General features: G+C 68.5%; 13 protein-coding genes. 10 read left to right on the top strand and 3 right to left on the bottom strand.

Annotated features, from left to right (window positions below; all coding sequences use genetic code 11):
* Nucleotides 1-127: 127 nt before the first annotated feature.
* The 3 genes from RS82_RS03785 to RS82_RS03775 are packed head-to-tail and all read right to left on the bottom strand — an operon-like array spanning nucleotide 128 to nucleotide 3,892.
* A complete protein-coding gene (locus RS82_RS03785) occupies nucleotides 128-1,879 on the bottom strand; it encodes a type 2 periplasmic-binding domain-containing protein (RefSeq protein WP_045297013.1) in 1,752 nt (583 codons plus the stop codon).
* A gap of 43 nt (nucleotides 1,880-1,922) precedes the next feature.
* Nucleotides 1,923-2,879 carry a carbohydrate ABC transporter permease gene (locus RS82_RS03780; protein WP_211255851.1) on the bottom strand — a complete coding sequence of 319 codons (957 nt, stop codon included), beginning with the start codon at nucleotides 2,877-2,879 and terminating at the stop codon, nucleotides 1,923-1,925.
* An 11-nt stretch (nucleotides 2,880-2,890) separates the two neighbouring features.
* Nucleotides 2,891-3,892, bottom strand: coding sequence for an ABC transporter permease (locus tag RS82_RS03775; RefSeq protein WP_211255850.1), 1,002 nt, complete (start codon nucleotides 3,890-3,892; stop codon nucleotides 2,891-2,893).
* Between the two features lie 329 nt (nucleotides 3,893-4,221).
* Between RS82_RS03775 and RS82_RS03770 the strand changes: the two genes are divergently transcribed.
* The 10 genes from RS82_RS03770 to RS82_RS03725 all read left to right on the top strand — a co-directional run bounded on the left by RS82_RS03770 (nucleotide 4,222) and on the right by RS82_RS03725 (nucleotide 17,143).
* Nucleotides 4,222-5,232 (top strand): LacI family DNA-binding transcriptional regulator, encoded by a 1,011-nt coding sequence (locus RS82_RS03770; protein ID WP_045297011.1) that lies wholly within the window; start codon nucleotides 4,222-4,224, stop codon nucleotides 5,230-5,232.
* The gene (locus RS82_RS03765) at nucleotides 5,229-7,016 is read left to right on the top strand and encodes an ABC transporter ATP-binding protein (RefSeq protein ID WP_045297010.1); all 1,788 of its coding nucleotides are present in this window, start codon (nucleotides 5,229-5,231) and stop codon (nucleotides 7,014-7,016) included. Before RS82_RS03770 ends, RS82_RS03765 begins: the two co-directional genes overlap by 4 nt.
* Nucleotides 7,017-7,287: 271 nt before the next feature.
* Nucleotides 7,288-8,382, top strand: a complete 1,095-nt coding sequence (locus RS82_RS03760; protein ID WP_045297008.1) for a Gfo/Idh/MocA family protein — start codon at nucleotides 7,288-7,290, stop codon at nucleotides 8,380-8,382.
* A complete protein-coding gene (locus RS82_RS03755) occupies nucleotides 8,379-9,347 on the top strand; it encodes a glycoside hydrolase family protein (protein WP_045297007.1) in 969 nt (322 codons plus the stop codon). The genes RS82_RS03760 and RS82_RS03755 overlap by 4 nt, the downstream gene beginning before the upstream one ends.
* A 366-nt stretch (nucleotides 9,348-9,713) precedes the next feature.
* The gene (locus RS82_RS03750) at nucleotides 9,714-11,018 is read left to right on the top strand and encodes an ABC transporter substrate-binding protein (RefSeq protein ID WP_045297006.1); all 1,305 of its coding nucleotides are present in this window, start codon (nucleotides 9,714-9,716) and stop codon (nucleotides 11,016-11,018) included.
* Nucleotides 11,019-11,093: 75 nt separating this feature from the next.
* Nucleotides 11,094-12,089 carry a carbohydrate ABC transporter permease gene (locus RS82_RS03745; RefSeq protein ID WP_045297005.1) on the top strand — a complete coding sequence of 332 codons (996 nt, stop codon included), beginning with the start codon at nucleotides 11,094-11,096 and terminating at the stop codon, nucleotides 12,087-12,089.
* Nucleotides 12,086-13,009, top strand: coding sequence for a carbohydrate ABC transporter permease (locus RS82_RS03740; protein ID WP_045297004.1), 924 nt, complete (start codon nucleotides 12,086-12,088; stop codon nucleotides 13,007-13,009). Before RS82_RS03745 ends, RS82_RS03740 begins: the two co-directional genes overlap by 4 nt.
* Before the next feature lie 44 nt (nucleotides 13,010-13,053).
* Nucleotides 13,054-13,701 (top strand): DUF624 domain-containing protein, encoded by a 648-nt coding sequence (locus tag RS82_RS03735; protein ID WP_052676678.1) that lies wholly within the window; start codon nucleotides 13,054-13,056, stop codon nucleotides 13,699-13,701.
* 47 nt (nucleotides 13,702-13,748) lie between these two features.
* On the top strand, nucleotides 13,749-15,827 hold the full coding sequence (locus RS82_RS03730) for a beta-galactosidase (RefSeq protein WP_052676677.1): 2,079 nt from the start codon (nucleotides 13,749-13,751) through the stop codon (nucleotides 15,825-15,827).
* Nucleotides 15,828-15,859: 32 nt separating this feature from the next.
* Nucleotides 15,860-17,143: an ABC transporter substrate-binding protein gene (locus RS82_RS03725; protein ID WP_045297003.1), complete on the top strand. Its 1,284-nt coding sequence runs from the start codon at nucleotides 15,860-15,862 to the stop codon at nucleotides 17,141-17,143.
* Nucleotides 17,144-17,148: the final 5 nt, after the last annotated feature.

The raw sequence follows: 17,148 nt of genomic DNA, 5'->3' as shown, positions 1-17,148 counted from the left end.
GACCCCTCCCGACGCCGGGCTCCTCATCTCGGCAGACCTCCTCGGATGAGGACGCGCGCGCGAGCAGCGGACACGACGAAGGGCTCGGGATGCTGCATCCCGAGCCCTTCGCGTCGTACCGGTGCGGCTAGTTGGCGAACTCCTTCGCCACGGCCACGCGCGCGTCGTTCTGCGACTTCGCGTTGGTCATGTCGAACTCGAGCACCTTGTCGTAGCCGAGGCCCTCAGCGGTCTTGATCAGCTCGTCGCGGAGCGAGTCGAACTGCGCCTCGTTCGAGGCGAACACCATCTGCCACGAGTACTGCTTGATGATCTCCTTGACCTGGTTGCGCAGTGTCTCGATCTCGGAGTCGTCGGCCGGTGCCGCGTAGCTGGCGCCCGGGGCCACGAGCACCTGGTCGTTGGTCTGCAGGTACTCCATGGTCGAGGTCGCGTCGCCCATGTTCGCCGACCAGTCGACGGTCAGCGGGTTGGCGATCGCGGCCTGGTAGGTGGGCCAGAACGTGTAGCTGTACGGCAGGCTCGTCTCAGGGTCGGTGTCGATCGGAAGCACCGCGCTGAGGTTGAGCGCCGAGACGCCGTCGGCGTACTCGCCGCCGCCCCACTCCTCGGGAACTGTCGCGCCGCCCTGGAGGAAGGCCTCGTTGCCGAAGTCGGTGAGCTCGGGCTCGCCGGCGTCGTTGACGTCCCACGTGAGGCCCTTGGGTCCCGCCGATGCACCGGTCTGGCTGCTGTTGGCGTACGCGCCCTCGGGCGAGTAGAGCCAGTCGATGAACGCCGCGATGCGCTCCGGGTCCTCGGCCTTCGAGCCGATCGCGAACACCTGCTTGCCGCCGTACGCCTCGGCGCCGTACGAGAAGATGTTCTGGTCCGCCAGGGGCACCATCTCGAAGCCCTTGCCGGCGGCCATGTTCTCCTCGGTGTTGAAGGCGGACTGGCCCAGCCACGGCCACCACGAGAACAGCACCTGGCCGTTCTGGAACTTCGAGAAGAGCGTGTCGTAGTTCTGCGTCGTCGACTCAGGGTCGACGAGGCCGAGCTGGTTGGCGTCGAAGTAGAGCTTCAGGTTGCGGATGTACTCGCCGTCCGGGTCGAGGATGCTCTGGTAGTCCGAGCCGTCGGCCTTGGCCAGCACGAACCCGATCTCGTCGTAGCCGTAGAAGCAGGCGGGCTGCTTCGCGGTGACCATCATGTTGCCGTCCCAGTCCTTGAACAGCGAGAAGGCGTAGGTCGGCTGACCGTTGTCGGCGGTGGGGTGCGCGGCCTGCATGTCGGCGAGCACCGGGAGGAGGTCTTCGAGGGTGCCGATCTCGGGGTAGCCGGCCTCCTTGTAGTAGTCCCAGCGCAGGTACGGGCCGAAGGTGGGGTTGAGACCCTCGGAGGGCTCGGTCGGCTTGAGCGACGAGACCGCCGACGGGAAGCCGTAGACGCCGTCCTTGCCGTCGTTGAGGTGCTCGACCGCGGCGTCGAACTTCGCGAGGTTGTCCATCGCGCCGTAGTAGTTCGCCGAGTCCTTCACCAGGCCGCCCTCGATGAGCTCGTCGAGCTTCTGGCCCTTGTCGGTGATGATCAGGTCGCCGAGGTCGCCGGCCGCGACGCGCGTGTTGTAGAGGGTGTCACCGCCGCCCGCGACGTTCGGGGCGATGATGTTCAGCTTCATGTTGAACTTGTCTTTGACGATCTTGGCGAACCAGCCCTGCTGGACGCCCATGTAGTTGGCGAGACCGTCGAACACGTCGATCGTGATCTCCTGGTCCCACTTCTCGGGGAACTGATCGATCGCGCCCTGGTCGTCGCCGCCGCCGGCGCTGCAGGAGGCGAGCGAGCCCGCGGCGAGCAGCGCCACGAGAGCCAGGGACACCTTCTTTCGAAGCGTCATTGCTTTCCTTTCTTGGTGGTTCTGTGGTGGTTCGTGGCCGCCGTCAACCCTTGACGGCGCCCAGCATGATGCCCTTCACGAAGAAGCGCTGGAACAGGGGATAGATGAAGATGATGGGCAGCACGACGAGCACCGAGACGGTCATGCGTATCGAGGTCGGCGTCTGCTCGGTGGCGAGCCCGGCGATCTGGCCGATGTTGCCGCCGGCGTTCTGCGCCGCCTGAGCGAGGCTCGATGCCTGGTTGATGAACATGTAGAGCAGGTACTGCAGCGTGTACAGGCTCTGGTCGGTGATGTAGATCAGGGTGTCCTGGAAGCTGTTCCACTGTGTGACCGCACTGAAGATCGCGATCGTCGCGAGGATCGGCGTCATGTTCGGCAGGTAGACCTTGAAGAAGACCTGCAGGATGTTGGCGCCGTCGACCTCGGCCGCTTCCTGCAGCTCCTTCGGCATCGACTCGACGTAGGTCTTCGCGAGGATGACGTTGAACGGCTGCACCACGAACGGGAGCACGTAGACCCAGAAGTTGTTGGTGAGACCCAGCGTCTTCATGATGATGAACACCGGGATCAGGCCCGCGCTGAAGTACATGGTGATGATGAGGAAGCGGTACCAGAACTTGCGGCCCCACATGCGGGTCTGCGTGAACATGAACCCGAGGAAGGCGGAAGCGAGCACCGTGAGGGCCGTTCCGATCACGGTGCGGCCGATGCTGACCACCGTCGCCATCGGCAGACCGGGCAGCTGGAACACCTGGGCGTAGTTCGACAGGTGGAACCCGACCGGCCACAGGCGCACGTCGCCGAGCGCCGAGATGTCGTTGGCGCTGACGGAGTTGATGATCAGGTAGTAGAAGGGGTACGCGCAGATCAGCGCGAAGAGGAAGAACAGCGCGTAGTTCGCGAGGCGGAACACCACATCGCCGACGGTCCCGCCATAGCGGGCCGAGGTGTCGCCCTTCTTCGTCGTGGTGAGCGTCTTCGTCATCGTCGTGGTCATGTCCTGGCCTCTCAGACGATCGATTCGCCGCGGACGCGCTTGGAGACCGCGTTGACGGTGAGCAGCAGGGCGACCGAGATGAGGCTCTTGAGCATGCCGATCGCGGTCGCCATCGACAGGCTGTTGCCCGTCATGCCGATGTTGTAGACGTAGAGGTCGAGCACCTGGATCCACTGCTTGTTGAAGGCGTTCTGGAACACGTAGTACTGCTCCATGCCGTTGTTGAGGATGTTCGCGATCGACAGCAGCAGGAGCACGAGATAGGTCGGCATCAGCTGCGGCACCGTGATGTACCGCATCAGCTGGAAGCGGCCGGCGCCGTCGATGCGGGCCGACTCGTACAGCGACTGGTCGATGCCGGCGATCGCGGCGAGGTAGATGATCGCGCCCCAGCCGAGCCCCTTCCAGATGCTCCAGAGCGTCATGGTGATCCACACGTTCTGGTCGGTGTCGAGGAACTTGATGGGCGCCGTGATGAGTCCGGCGTCGTTGAGGACGTCGTTGACGAGGCCCGAGCTCGAGAAGAGCGAGAAGGCGATCATGTAGACCAGCACCCACGAGATGAAGTTCGGGAGGGCCGTGAGGGTCTGCACGGAGTTGCGGAACCAGGGCGCCTTGATCTCGTTGAGCAGGATCGCGAAGAACAGCGGCAGCACGGATGTCGCGATCCCGAGGAAGCTGATCGCGAGGGTGTTGAGGAGCACTTGGCCGATCTGCGCCATCTGCGTGGGTGAGCTCACCAGCATCTGGAACCACTGCAGGCCCACGAACTCGCTGCCCTCGAGGCCGAGCGCCGGCTTGTAGTCGTACAGCGAGTAGATCCAGCCGTACAGCGGCAGGTACGAGAACAGGAACGCCAGAACCAGGAACGGCACGATGCAGAGGAACAGCGTGAACGACGTCCGGCTGCCCGCCGGACGCAGGCGTCGGCCGCGCCCCTTCTTGGCGTTGTTGTCGAGGTTGTGAACCGCCGCCTCCTGGAAAACGACCTGCGACTGCGCCTGAGTGGTCATCGGAGCGTGCCCTGGTTCGCGGCATCCGCCGAGGGGACCGCCGGGTGAGCACGCCGTTCCATGTCACTCCTTCGTGTACGTGGCTGCCGCTCTGTCGAGGGGCGGGATCCGAGGTTCGTTCGTCGAACCGCTTCGATTTCGAACCGCTTCGATTGAAGAGTAGGCGGCACTGCTCGATTCGTCAAATGTCTCCTCGTAACGCGGGGGTAACGATCGACCCCGTCGCCGGGACTCTCCCGGGGTCAGGAAAGCGCCTACCATAGTCGGATCGGGCGCGCGGGGGCGTCCGGCCCGGACCCGTGCCGGGTGAAGATGACGGGACGAACGACATGAAGCGAGTCGGCATCCGCGATGTCGCCGAGCGCGCGGGCGTCTCGATCAGCACGGTCTCGAACGCGCTGAACCGCCCTCACATGGTGAGCGAGCGCCTCGTCGACCGGGTGCGCTCGGCCGCAGACCAGCTCGGCTACGTGCCGCTGCAGGCCGCCCAGCAGCTGCGCGCCGGGCGCTCCGGGCTGCTGGGGATGACGGTCATCAACATCGCCAACCCGTTCTTCGGCGACATGGTCGCCGGCGCCGAGGACGCCGCCGCGGCAGCCGGGATGCGCGTCCTCGTCGGCAACTCCAGCGACGACGTCGGCAAGGAGCGCGACCACCTCGAGCTGTTCGAGCGGGTGCAGGTCGAGGGAGCGCTGGTGAGCCCGTTCGGCCCCCTCGAACCCTGGCTGCAGCGATTGCGAGGCCGCGGCATCCCGGTCGTCCTCGTCGATGCGATCGACGACACCGGCGAGCTGCCCTCGGTGTCGTTCGACGACGTCGCCGGCGGTCGGCTCGCCGCCGAGCACCTGCTCGCGACGGGACGCCGGCGGCTCGCCTTCGTGGGCGCGCGCGAGGAGGTGCGACAGGTGCGCGAACGCCTGCAGGGCACACGGCTCGCCGTCGCCGCCCAGCCCGGCGCAACCCTCGAGCCGATCTGGACCGCGCGCACGACGTCCGAGCTCGGCGTGGCGTTCGGCGAGCAGCTGGCCGCTCGCTCCCCCGCCGATCTCCCGGACGGGATCGTGACATCGAACGACCACCTGGCGATCGGCCTGGTGCACGGACTGATCTCGCGGGGCGTGCGGGTGCCGGACGACGTCGCCGTCGTCGGCTACGACGACATCGAATTCGCGGCGATCGCGGGCGTGCCCCTCACCTCCGTGCGCCAGCCCGCCCGCGAGATGGGACGCACCGCGGCCGAGCTGCTGCTCGCGCGCATCGGCGGCACCGCTGGTTCCGACCTCGGCAATGTCGTCTACCGGCCCGAACTGATCGTCCGCGCCAGTACCATGTCTGCATGACGCAGAAAGCGTTTACCGGAGCCATCCGCATCATCTCGATCGCCCAGAACCCCCGACCGGGCCGCTCTGTGCTGAAGCTGCTCGCTCGTCGGCCCGGGCGCATGACCGTGGCGATCCTCGCGTTCGCGTGCAAAGAGATCCCGCTGTGGTTCCTGCCCGTGGTGACGGCGAAGATCATCGACATCGTCGCGACCGGCGGCGAGGTCTCGACCGTGCTCATCTGGTTCTCGGTCGCTGCGGTGCTGCTCGTCCAGAACTACCCGATGCACATCGTCTACACGCGCAACTTCATGACCGTCGTGCGCGACACCGGCGCGGACCTGCGCAACGCGCTCGCGGCGCGGCTGCAGAGCCTCTCGATCGGCTACCACACACGGGTGAGCTCTTCGATCGTGCAGACGAAGGTCGTGCGCGACGTCGAGAACATCGAGCTCATGCTCCAGCAGGTGACCCACCCGCTGCTGTCGGCCACCATGGTCATGATCGGCGCCATCTCGATGACCGCGATCACGGTGCCGCAGTTCCTCCCGGTCTACGCGCTCGCGATCCCGATCGCCATCGGCATCCGCTACGGGCTGCGCAACCGCTCGCGTGAGCGCAACGAGGTGTTCCGCCGCGAGGTCGAGACCCTCTCCGCACGGGTCGGCGAGATGGCCTCTCTCATCCCCGTCACCCGCGCGCACGGCCTCGAGCAGACCGCCGTCACCCGCGTCGCCTCGGGCGCCGACGGCGTGCGCCGTGCCGGCCTGCACCTCGACATGCTGAACGGCCACGTCGCGTCGATCTCGTGGGTCGCGATGCAGCTGCTGGGCGTGGGATGCCTCGTGCTCGCGGCCGTCTTCTCGCTGACGGGCTTGCTCCCCATCACGCCCGGTGAGGTCGTGCTGCTGTCGACCTACTTCACGCTGCTCACCGGCGGCCTGACGCAGCTGCTCATGCTGATCCCGGTGGGAGCGCGCGGCCTGGAGTCGATGCGGTCGATCTCGGAGGTGCTGCAGGAGCCCGACCTCGAGCAGAACGAGGGCAAGCGCGCCGCCCTGCACGTCGGCGGCCATCTCGAGTTGCAGCACGTGTCGCACCGCTACGACGAGGCGGAGCGGGATGCCGTGCACGACATCTCGCTCGACATCTCGCCCGGCGAGACCGTGGCCTTCGTGGGCTCATCCGGCTCGGGCAAGTCCACGATGCTCAACCTCGTGCTGGGCTTCGTGCGCCCGACAGCGGGCCGGATCCTGCTCGACGGCGTCGACATGCAGGACCTGGACCTGCGCACGGTACGGCAGTGGGTCTCGGTCGTGCCGCAGGAGTCGGTGCTCTTCGAGGGGACGATCCGCGAGAACATCGCGTACGGCCTCGACGACGTCTCCGACGACCGCCTGCGTGCCGCCCTGCGCGACGCGAACGCCGCGGAGTTCGTCGACCGGCTGCCCGACGGGTGGGACACGGTCGTCGGCGAACGCGGCGCGCGACTGTCGGGCGGCCAGCGCCAGCGGCTCGCGATCGCCCGCGCTCTGGTGCGCGACCCGCGCATCCTGCTGCTCGACGAGGCGACCTCGGCGCTGGACCCCGAGTCGGAGGAGCTCGTCAAAGAGGCGCTGAACCGCCTCATGAAGGGCCGGACCACGCTCGTCGTCGCCCACCGCCTTTCGACCATCCGCCAGGCCGACCGCATCGTCGTGCTCGAACACGGCGAGGTCATCGAGGTCGGCGGCCACGACGCGCTCGTTGCCGCCGGGGGCCGCTACGCCCACCTCCACGCGACCCAGGCCGGCCTCCCCCGCTGACGTCCACACGTCTTCGCCCGCTCGCCGGCTCGCGCACCGGGTCGCGAGGTCAATGCCGAGCCGATCCGGAATTCGGAGATCCCGAGGTTTCCGGACCCACGCGTCCGCCCGGGCCCGGAAAGGGCGCGCGAGTCCGAATTCCGGATCCGCGAACGCCGCGAACGACGCGGGGCTGCGGCGGGATAGCGCTTTCCGTCTCTACCGCCTACCCTGGAGGAGCGGATGCCGCGGGGCTGCAGCATCCGTTCGCGATCCACCCGAAGGAGCCACCGTGACCGAGACCCTCCGCTGCGCCATCGTGGGCACGGGAGCGATCGCCCACTCGCATATCCGAGCCATCGCCGCCTACCCGCACGCCGAGCTGATCGCGGTCACCGATCTCAGCCGCGCGTCGGCCGACGCATTCGCCGAGACGTACGGCGCGCCCGCCGTGTACGACGACCTCGAGTCGCTGCTCGCCGCCGAGCACCCCGACGTCGTCCACATCTGCACTCCCCCGGGCGCGCACACCGCGCAGACCCTCGCGGCGTTCGCGGCCGGCGCGCACGTGGTGGTCGAGAAGCCGCCGGCACCGTCCCTCGACGAGCTCGAGCAGATGACGGATGCCGCGACCGCCGCCGGACGGCAGCTCGCGGTCGTCTTCCAGCAGCGCACCGGCACCGCGCCCGCCCACGTGAAGCGCCTCCTCGACTCCGGAGCGCTCGGGCGACCGCTCGTCGCGCAGTGCCAGACGCTCTGGTACCGCGACGCCTCGTACTTCGCCGTGCCGTGGCGCGGCAAGTGGGAGACCGAAGGCGGGGGCACCACCCTCGGGCACGCCATCCACCAGCTCGACCTCCTGGCGTTCCTGCTGGGCGACTGGACGCGCGTCGAGGGACGGCTGTGGCGGCTCGACCGCGAGACGCAGACCGAGGACGTGTCGACGGCGACCGTGGTGTTCGAGGGCGGCATCGTCGCGCAGGTCGTCTCGAGCACGCTGTCGCCGCGCGAGACGAGCTCGATCCGCATCGACACCGAGAAGGCGACGATCACGGTCGACCACCTGTACGGGCACGGCCACGAGAACTGGCGCATCACACCGGCTCCGCACGTCGACCCCGCCGACGCGGCGACGTGGGACATCACCGGCCCCGAAGAGCGGAGCGACCACGTGTATCTGCTCCGCGACGTGTTCGACGCCCTGCGCACGGGATCGCCGCTGCCGCCCACGGCAGCGGCGCCGGCGCGCTCGATCGAGCTGGTCGCCGCGATCTACGCGTCGGCCGACGCCGATGGCGCCGTGGTGACCCCCGCCGACCTCGCCGCGCACCCGACGCACCGCAAGAGCTTCGCGAGCGCCGTGATCGACCTGCGTCCGGCCCGATGACGGTCGACGCGTCACTCGACCCCGACGCCGCAGCGCCCCGCGAGATCTACCGCGATCCCGTCTACGACGGCGCGACCGATCCCGTCGTGGTGCGCGACGCCGACGGCTGGTGGATGTTCTACACGCAGCGCCGCGCCACGCATCCGCACCCCGGCGACGGGGTCGCCTGGGTCCACGGCTCGCGCATCGGCGTGGCCCGCAGCGAGGACGGCCTGCGCTGGAGCTATGCCGGGACGCTGGAACCGGATGCCGCGGGCCTCGGCCTGGCGGACGGGCCGCCGCCCGCGGCGGTCGGTGAGACGCATTGGGCACCCGAGATCATCCACGACGGAACGCGTTGGCGGATGTACCTCACGGAGATCGACGGCGTGCCGACCCGGTGGGAGGGGCACACGCGCCGGATCGTCGAGTACCTTTCGGACGACCTGCGCACCTGGAGCCGCCGTGGTGTCGTCCCGCTCGCGAGCGACCGCGTGATCGACGCCGCCGTCACGCGCTGCCCCGATGGCCTGTGGCGCCTCTGGTACAAGGACGAGGCGGCCGATTCGACCACGGCGGTCGCGGTGTCGGATGATCTCGACTCGTGGCGGCTCGACGGCACCGCCGTCGGCGGGCGCCCGCACGAGGGCCCCTTCGTCTTCGCGCTCGACGGCACGTGGTTCCTTCTCACCGACGAGTGGCGCGGCATGGCCGTGCACCGCAGCGCCGACGCCGTCACGTGGCAGCGGCAGGGCGGGACGGATGCCGTCATCCTGGGCGAGAGCGGCGCTGCGCGGGACGGCATCCAGATCGGGCGGCACGGCTCGGTGGTGGTCCTCGGCGACGAGGCACGGCTGTACTTCTTCACCCACCCCTGGTGGGACGGCAGCGAGCTCGCCGACACCGGGGAGCGCAGTCATCGCCGCAGCGCCGTCCACGTCGCGCGCCTGCGCGTCGTCGACGGCACGCTCGTCGCCGAGCGCTGACTCGAGGCATCCCTCCCCCGCCCTTCCGCTCACCCTCCTTCAACAGGTCAACCGGGGTTCCGCACGATCCGGGAGAGCGAATCTCTCCTGCAGAAGGCCGGTTGACCTGTCGGAACCGGGCGGCGGCGGCGCGTCGAGGGCTGGGACCGAGCACAGTCCGTAATCACCCCAAGATCGCTGCTGTTACTGAATCGTTTAAAAAACTCATCCGAACGCCTTGCGAAACGTTTTTAGACGGAGTACCGTAGCGGGCAAGCGCTTTCCAACATCGCAGGATCTGCACCACAGAGCGCCCCACACCGCACACACAGACGACGAACGTCTCACGCGGAACAGCGAACGCAGACGTTCACAAGGAGGACAAGGATGTTCAGCAAGAAGCGGGCACTCGCCGTCGCCGCGGTCGCGGCCGGCGCCGCCCTCGTGCTGGCCGGCTGCGCCGGCGGCAGCGACGAGACCCCCGACGCCGCACCCACATTCGACCCCGACGAGAAGGTCACCCTCGACCTCGCATTCTGGGGCAACGACGTCCGCGCCGGGCTCTACAACGAGGCCATCGCGGCGTTCAACGAGGAGTACCCGAACATCACGGTGAACTCCACGTTCCTGACCTTCCCCGAGTTCTGGGAGAAGCGTCAGACCGAGGCCGCCGGCGGCAACCTCCCCGACGTCATGCAGTTCGACTACTCGTACCTGCGCCAGTACTCCGAGAACGGCCTGCTGCTCGACCTCGACCCGTACCTCGGCAACATCATCGAGACCGACCCGCTGCCCGAGAACATCCTCAACATCGGCGTCGTCGACGACACCACCTACGGCATCACGACCTCCACCAACGCGTGGGGCCTGTTCACCAACCCGGTCCTGCTCGAGAAGGCCGGCGTCGAAGAGTTCGAAGGCGGCAGCTGGGACGACTACACCGACTGGATGGGCGAGGTCACCGACGGCTCCGGCGGCGAGTTCTGGGGCGGCGGCGACTACACCGGCCGCATCCAGAACTTCGAGCTGCAGCTGCGCTCGGAGGGCAAGAACCTCTTCAACGAGGACGGCACGCCCGGCTTCGACGAGGAGCGCCTCACCGAGTTCTGGGAGTCCGGCGCCCCGATCCGCGAGGACGGCATCGGCATCCCGCAGCAGCGCGTGGAAGAGGTCGCCCCGAAGGGCGCCTTCGACAGCGCGCTGACGGCGAGCGAGCTGACCTGGGACAACTTCGGCGCGGGCTACCTCGCGGGTCTCGGCGCGGACTACACCGAGCTCGGCCTCATCGCTCCCCCGGTGACCAAGGAAGGCGCGAAGGACCTGTACCTCAAGCCGTCCATGCTGCACACGATCTCGGCCAACACCGAGCACCCCGAGGCGGCGGCGGCGCTCGTCAACTTCCTCGTGAACTCTCCCGAGTCCGGTGAGATCTTCGGCACCAACCGTGGCCTCCCGGCCTCGGAGACCGCCCTCGCGGCTGCCGAGCTCGACCCGCTGAGCCAGCAGGTCAAGGACTACGAGGCCTCGATCGCAGACCGCCTCGGCGACGCCCCGCCGGTTCCGATCGTGGGCTACGGCACGCTCGAGGAGAAGTTTCGCCAGCTCGGCACCGAGCTCAACTTCGGCACCGTCACGGTCGACGACGCGGTCTCGCAGTTCTTCGCCGAGATGGACGTCGTCCTCAACCAGTGACAGCTTCCGGGTCCGGGCGTACGATGCGCCCGGGCCCGGAGAACCACTACTCCACAACCCGTATCGGAGAGTCTCGTGAGCACCACAGCGACCAGAGTCATCGTGACCGGTGAGAAGTCCTCACGCCGGTCCCTGTTCCGCCGGAGCAGCCCTGAGCACGTGAATCGGCCGGGTCAGCGCCAGCGTGTCATGAAGGAGACGCTGGCCGGATACGGGTTCCTCGTCCCGTGGATGGTCGGCTTCTTCGGGCTCACGCTGATCCCGATGGCGTACTCGCTGTACCTGTCGTTCACGAAGTACAACATCTTCGCACCGCCGAAGTGGATTGGTTTCGACAACTACATCCGGATGTTCACCAACGACCCGGCGTTCATGCAGTCCGCGCAGATCACCCTGATCTACGTGCTGGTGGGCACCCCGATCACCCTCGCCGCGGCCCTCGGCGTGGCGATGCTGCTGAACTACCGCGACAAGGGCGCCGGGTTCTTCCGCTCCGCCTTCTACGCCCCCTCCCTCATCGGCGGCTCGGTCTCCGTCGCCATCGTGTGGCGGGCGATGTTCGCCTCCGACGGTCCCGTCGACAACGCCCTCTCCGCGATCGGCATCGACCTGGGCGGCTGGATCGGCAACCCCGCGCTGGTGCTGCCCGCGATGATCCTCCTCGCGATCTGGATGTTCGGCGCCACCATGGTGATCTTCCTCGCCGGCCTCAAGCAGATCCCCAAGGAGCTCTACGAGGCCGCGGAGATGGACGGCGCCGGACCCTGGCACCGCTTCCGCGCGGTCACCCTGCCGATGCTCTCGCCGGTGATCTTCTTCAACCTGCTGCTCGGCCTGATCGGCGCGTTCCAGGTGTTCGCGTCGGCCTACATCATCTCCAACGGCACCGGCGGCCCCGCCGGCATGACCAACTTCATCACCCTCTACCTCTACAAGCGCGGCTTCAGTGACGGGCAGATGGGCTACGCGGCCGCCATCGCGTGGGTGCTGCTGATCGTCGTCGCCGTCATCGCCTTCATCCTCTTCCGCACCCAGCGCAGCTGGGTCCACTACGCCGGAGACAACCGATGAGCACCACAAGTTTCGGCGAACCCGCCATCGCCACCCTCGAGAACCAGGTCGACGCCACCCCGCAGCAGCCCCGCCGCAAGGTCAAGCGCGGCACGTGGCAGACCGTCATCTGGTTCGTCGTGCTCATCGCGGTCACCGCGGTCGTGCTCTACCCGCTGGTGTGGCTGCTGTTCTCCACGTTCAAGCCCAACAGCGAGTTCGGCTCCAACATGGGGCTGCTTCCGAACAACCCGACCATTGCCAACTACGCGAAGGTGATGGAGGGCATCGCGGGTGTGCCGATGTGGCGGTTCTTCCTGAACAGCTTCATCATCGCCGCCGGCTCCGTCATCGGCGTGCTGCTGTCCTCATCGCTGGCCGCCTACGCGTTCGCCCGCATCCAGTTCAAGGGCCTCGGCATCCTGTTCGCCGCGATGATCGGCACGCTGCTGCTGCCGTTCCACGTGGTGATCATCCCGCAGTACATCATCTTCCAGCGCCTCGACATGATCGACACGTTCTGGCCGCTGCTGCTGCCGAAGTTCCTCGCCACCGAAGCGTTCTTCGTGTTCCTGCTGGTGCAGTTCATCCGCCAGATGCCGCGTGACATGGACGAAGCCGCCCGCATCGACGGCGCCGGCCACATCCGCATCTTCTGGTCGATCATCCTGCCGCTGATCAAGCCCGCGCTGATCACCTGCTCGATCTTCGCGTTCATCTGGGCGTGGAACGACTTCCTCGGCCCCCTGCTGTACCTCACCAGCCCCGAGAACTACCCGCTGCCCATCGCGCTGCGCCTCTACAACGACCAGACCTCGGTCAGCGACTACGGCGCCACCGTCACCGCGTCGTTCATCGCGCTCCTGCCCGTCCTCCTCTTCTTCCTGGTGTTCCAGCGCTTCCTCGTCGACGGCGTCGCCACCCAGGGGCTCAAGGGCTGACGGCCCGCCGAGGCTCACCGCAACGACAAGGACGAGGACATCCCATGGACCGCCGAGAACTCCGCGCCGCACGTCGCGCCGACGCGTCCGGCGCCGGGCCGACCCTGGACGAGCGGGCCCCGGCCCGCTACCCGGGCGCCAAGGGAGCCTTCGCCCTCTTCGGGGAGGTGCTGCTGACGGGGCTGCTGGTCACCGCGGCAGGCCTGCTCGTCGTGACACTGCCCGCGGCGCTGGCCGCCGGCATCCGTCATCTGCGTCGCTACGTGAACGCGGAGCAGTCGCACGTCAAGACTTTCTGGCAGGACTGGCGTCGGGCGCTGCCCGGCGGTCTGGTCGTCGGCCTCGCCGCGGTGCTCCTGACGTTCGTGCTGACGCTCGACATCTACCTCGCCAACTCCGGGGTCCTCCCCGGAGGGGCATTCATCTCGATCGTCGGCTGGGCCGGGCTCGTCGTGGGCGCGGTGGCGCTGCTCGTCGCCGCGGGTGCGTGGACACCCGAGGCCGGCTGGCGCGCGGCGGTGCGCAGCATCCCGTCGTCCCTCGCCGCCGATCCGATCGCCGCACTGTACCTCGCGGCCGCTGCGGTGCTGGTCGGCGTCATGACGTGGATGCTCGTGCCGCTCATCGTCGCAGGGCTCGGCTGCGCCGCCTTCGCGGTCGTCGCCCTCCCGGCGCGACGCGGCCGCCGCTGAACCCACCCCCCTCTCGAAGCAACACCAGCCAGAAGGAGCTGCTCGACGTGCTGTACGGCGCCGATTACAACCCCGACCAGTGGCCCGAGGAGGTGTGGGACGACGACGTCCGCCTCATGCGCGAGGCCGGCGTCAACATCGTCAGCCTCGGCATCTTCGCGTGGTCGCGCATCCAGCCCGCCGAAGGGGTGTGGGACTTCGCGTGGCTCGACACGGTGATCGACAAGCTCCACGTCGGCGGCATCGCCGTCAATCTCGCGACAGCGACCGCCTCTCCCCCGCCGTGGGTGAGCAGGACGTACCCCGAGACGCTTCCGGCGAACGAGTCCGGCGCGTCGTACTGGCCGGGCAGCCGCCAGCACTTCGCCCCGTCGTCGCCCGTCTACCGGCGACTGGCCGGCGAGCTCGTGCGCCGGCTGGCCGAGCGCTACGCGCACCATCCCGCCGTGGTGATGTGGCACGTCGGCAACGAGTTCGGCTGCCACCTCTGGATGGACTACTCGGATGCTGCGCGCGACGCTTACCGCGATTGGCTCCAGAAGCGGTACGCCACCGTCGACGCGCTCAACGACGCCTGGGGCACGAGCTTCTGGTCGCAGCGCTACGGCTCGTTCGACGAGATCTTCCCACCGCGCCTCGCCCCCTACAGCCACAACCCGTCCTCGATGCTCGACTGGCGCCGGTTCACGAGCGACATGCTGCTCGAGTGCTACCTGATGGAGCGCGAGATCCTCCTCGAAGCCGGCGCGACGCAGCCGATCACGACGAACTTCATGGGTCCGTTCAAGCCCGCGGACTACCGCAAGTGGGCGCCGCACATGGACGTCATCGCCGACGACTGCTACCCCGACCCCGCCAACCCGAACCGCGTGCGCGACGCCGCGTTCCAGCGCGATCTCGTCCGCTCGCTCAAGCCCGGCGTGCCGTGGCTGCTCTGGGAGCAGGCGACGGATGCCGTCAACTGGCGTCCCGCGAACCCCGGCAAGCGCCCGGGGGCCCTGGTCGCCGAGACGGCGCAGTCGGTCGCACGCGGTGCCGACGGCATCATGTTCTTCCAGTGGCGGCAGTCCCGCGCCGGCAGCGAGAAGTTCCACTCGGCGATGCTCCCCCACGCCGGCACCGACACCCGCACCTGGGACGCGGTGACCGAGCTCGGCGCGCGCCTGACGGCGCTGCCCGAGCTCCCGGCGCCAGGCCGCGACGCGCAGGTGGCGCTGGTGTTCGACTGGGAGAACTGGTGGGCCGTCGAAGAACGCGACCACCCCACCGAGATCGACTACCTCGCACTCGTGCTCGAGTGGTACGGCGCCTTCCACGGGCGGAACATCCAGGTCGACATCGTGGGGCCCGAGGAGGTCGACCACGGCTACGCCCTCGTGGTCGCGCCGGCGCTGTACCTGCTGCGCGACGAGGGCGCGTCGGCGCTCGCGCGCTTCGTCGACGACGGCGGAACGCTCCTCACCGGTCCGTTCACCGACATCGTCGACGCGCACGACCACTTCCGCGACGGCGGCTTCCTGACGCAGCTCGGCCCGGTGCTGGGCCTGCGCTTCGAGGACTTCGGCGCCCTCGCGGGCCAGTCCTCCGGCGGCGCGGGCGTCGGAGCCCTCAGTGCCGACGCCGTCCAGGCCGCGCGCGACGCCGCCGGCCGTGGCGCGGTCGCGTTCGACTTCGACGGGGCGGAGCTGTCCGGACGCCTGGTCGCCGAGGCGGTGCACGCCACCGGCGCGACGGCGGTCGCCAGGTTCTCCTCGGGCCTGCAATCCGGCTCGCCGGCGCTCACCCGCCACCGCTTCGGCTCGGGCGAGGCCTGGTACACCGCGACCCAGCCCGGTGCCGACGCGATCGACGCGATCGTCGCAGCCGTGGTCGAGGCATCCGGTGTCCGTCCCGTCGTGGCCGACCTGCCCGCAGGCGTCGAGGCCGCGCGCCGCGGCGAACTGGTCACCCTCATCAACCACGGCGACGCGCGCGTCGAGATCACGATCGACGGGACGGATGCCGAGACCGGCGTCGCCGTCGAGCGCGTCGTGCTCGACAGCCAGGGAGTCGCGTTCGTGTCGGCTCCCGTCGACACCGCGGGGACCGCCGCGCACTCCGGACGCGCCGCCGTCGCCGACTCCTGACCCCCATCAGAACAGAAGACTGGAGCATCTCCATGCCTGCACCCCGCACCCTGCTCGCGGCCGCCGCCCTGACCGCAGGCGCCGCACTCGTCCTCTCGGGCTGCTCCGGCGGCGCCTCGGACGACGCCGCCGCGTTCGACCCCGACGAGAAGGTCACCCTCGACTTCGCCTTCTGGGGCAACGACGACCGCGCGAGCCGTTACAACGACCTGATCGCGGCGTTCAACGAGGAGTACCCGAACATCACGATCAACACGTCGTTCACCGACTTCCCGAGCTTCTGGGAGAAGCGCCAGACCGAGGCGGCCGGCGGCGGGCTCCCGGACGTCTTCCAGTTCTCCGACAGCTACCTCCGCCAGTACGCGGAGTCGGGCAACCTGCTCGACCTCGCCGACGTGTCGGACTACATCGACACCACCACGTTCGAGGAGTCGCTGCTCGGCACGGGTGCTCTGGACGGCGTGCAGTACTCGCTTCCGACCGGCTACAGCCTGTGGGCGAACTTCGTGAACGACGACCTCGTGGCTCAGGCCGGGGTCGAGGCGCCCGAGGGCGGCACGCGCTTCGCCGACTTCGACGACTGGATGGCCTCGGTCACCGACGCCACCGGCGGCGCCGTGTACGGCGGCACCGACTACACACAGCGCATCCAGGTCTTCGAGCTGCAGCTGCGCGCGAATGGAGGCAACCTCTACACCGAAGACGGCGAGCTCGGGTTCACCGAGGACGATCTGCGCGAGTTCTGGGAGTCCGGCGCCGAGATCCGCGACGGCGTCACCGTGCCGCAGCAGAAGCTCGAGGAGCTCTCTCCGAAGTCCGGCTTCGGCGCCGCCATCACGGCGAGCGAGATGAGCTGGAGCAACTTCCTCGGCGGCTACCTCGCCGACTCGGGCGCGTCCTCGATCTCGCTCGTGGCCCCGCCCACCGCCAAGGAGGGCTCGAAGGACCTGTACCGTCAGGCCGGTCTCCAGGTCGCGATCGCAGCGAACACCGAGCACCCCGAGGCCGCGGCCCTCTTCCTCGACTTCGTGGTCAACAGCCCCGAGGCCGGCGAGATCTTCGGCACCACGCTCGGCTTCCCCGCGTCGTCGTCGAAGCTCGAGGGCACGACCCTCGAGGGCGCCGACAAGCAGGTCGCCGACTACATCGAGTCGGCCGCAGACCGCATCGGCGACGCCCCGCCGGTGCCGGTCGTCGGCTACGGCTCGCTCGAGCAGGCCTTCTGGGACGCCGGCAAGTCGATCGGCCTCGGCGTGCTCTCGGTCGACGACGCCGTGACGCAGTTCTTCGCCGAGGCGGACGCCATCCTCGGCTGACGCCG

The organism is Microbacterium trichothecenolyticum (genome assembly GCF_000956465.1).
GTDB lineage: Bacteria > Actinomycetota > Actinomycetes > Actinomycetales > Microbacteriaceae > Microbacterium > Microbacterium trichothecenolyticum.
The sequence above is the reverse complement of the archived record's forward strand: the minus strand, read 5'-3'. Positions and strand labels throughout refer to the sequence as shown.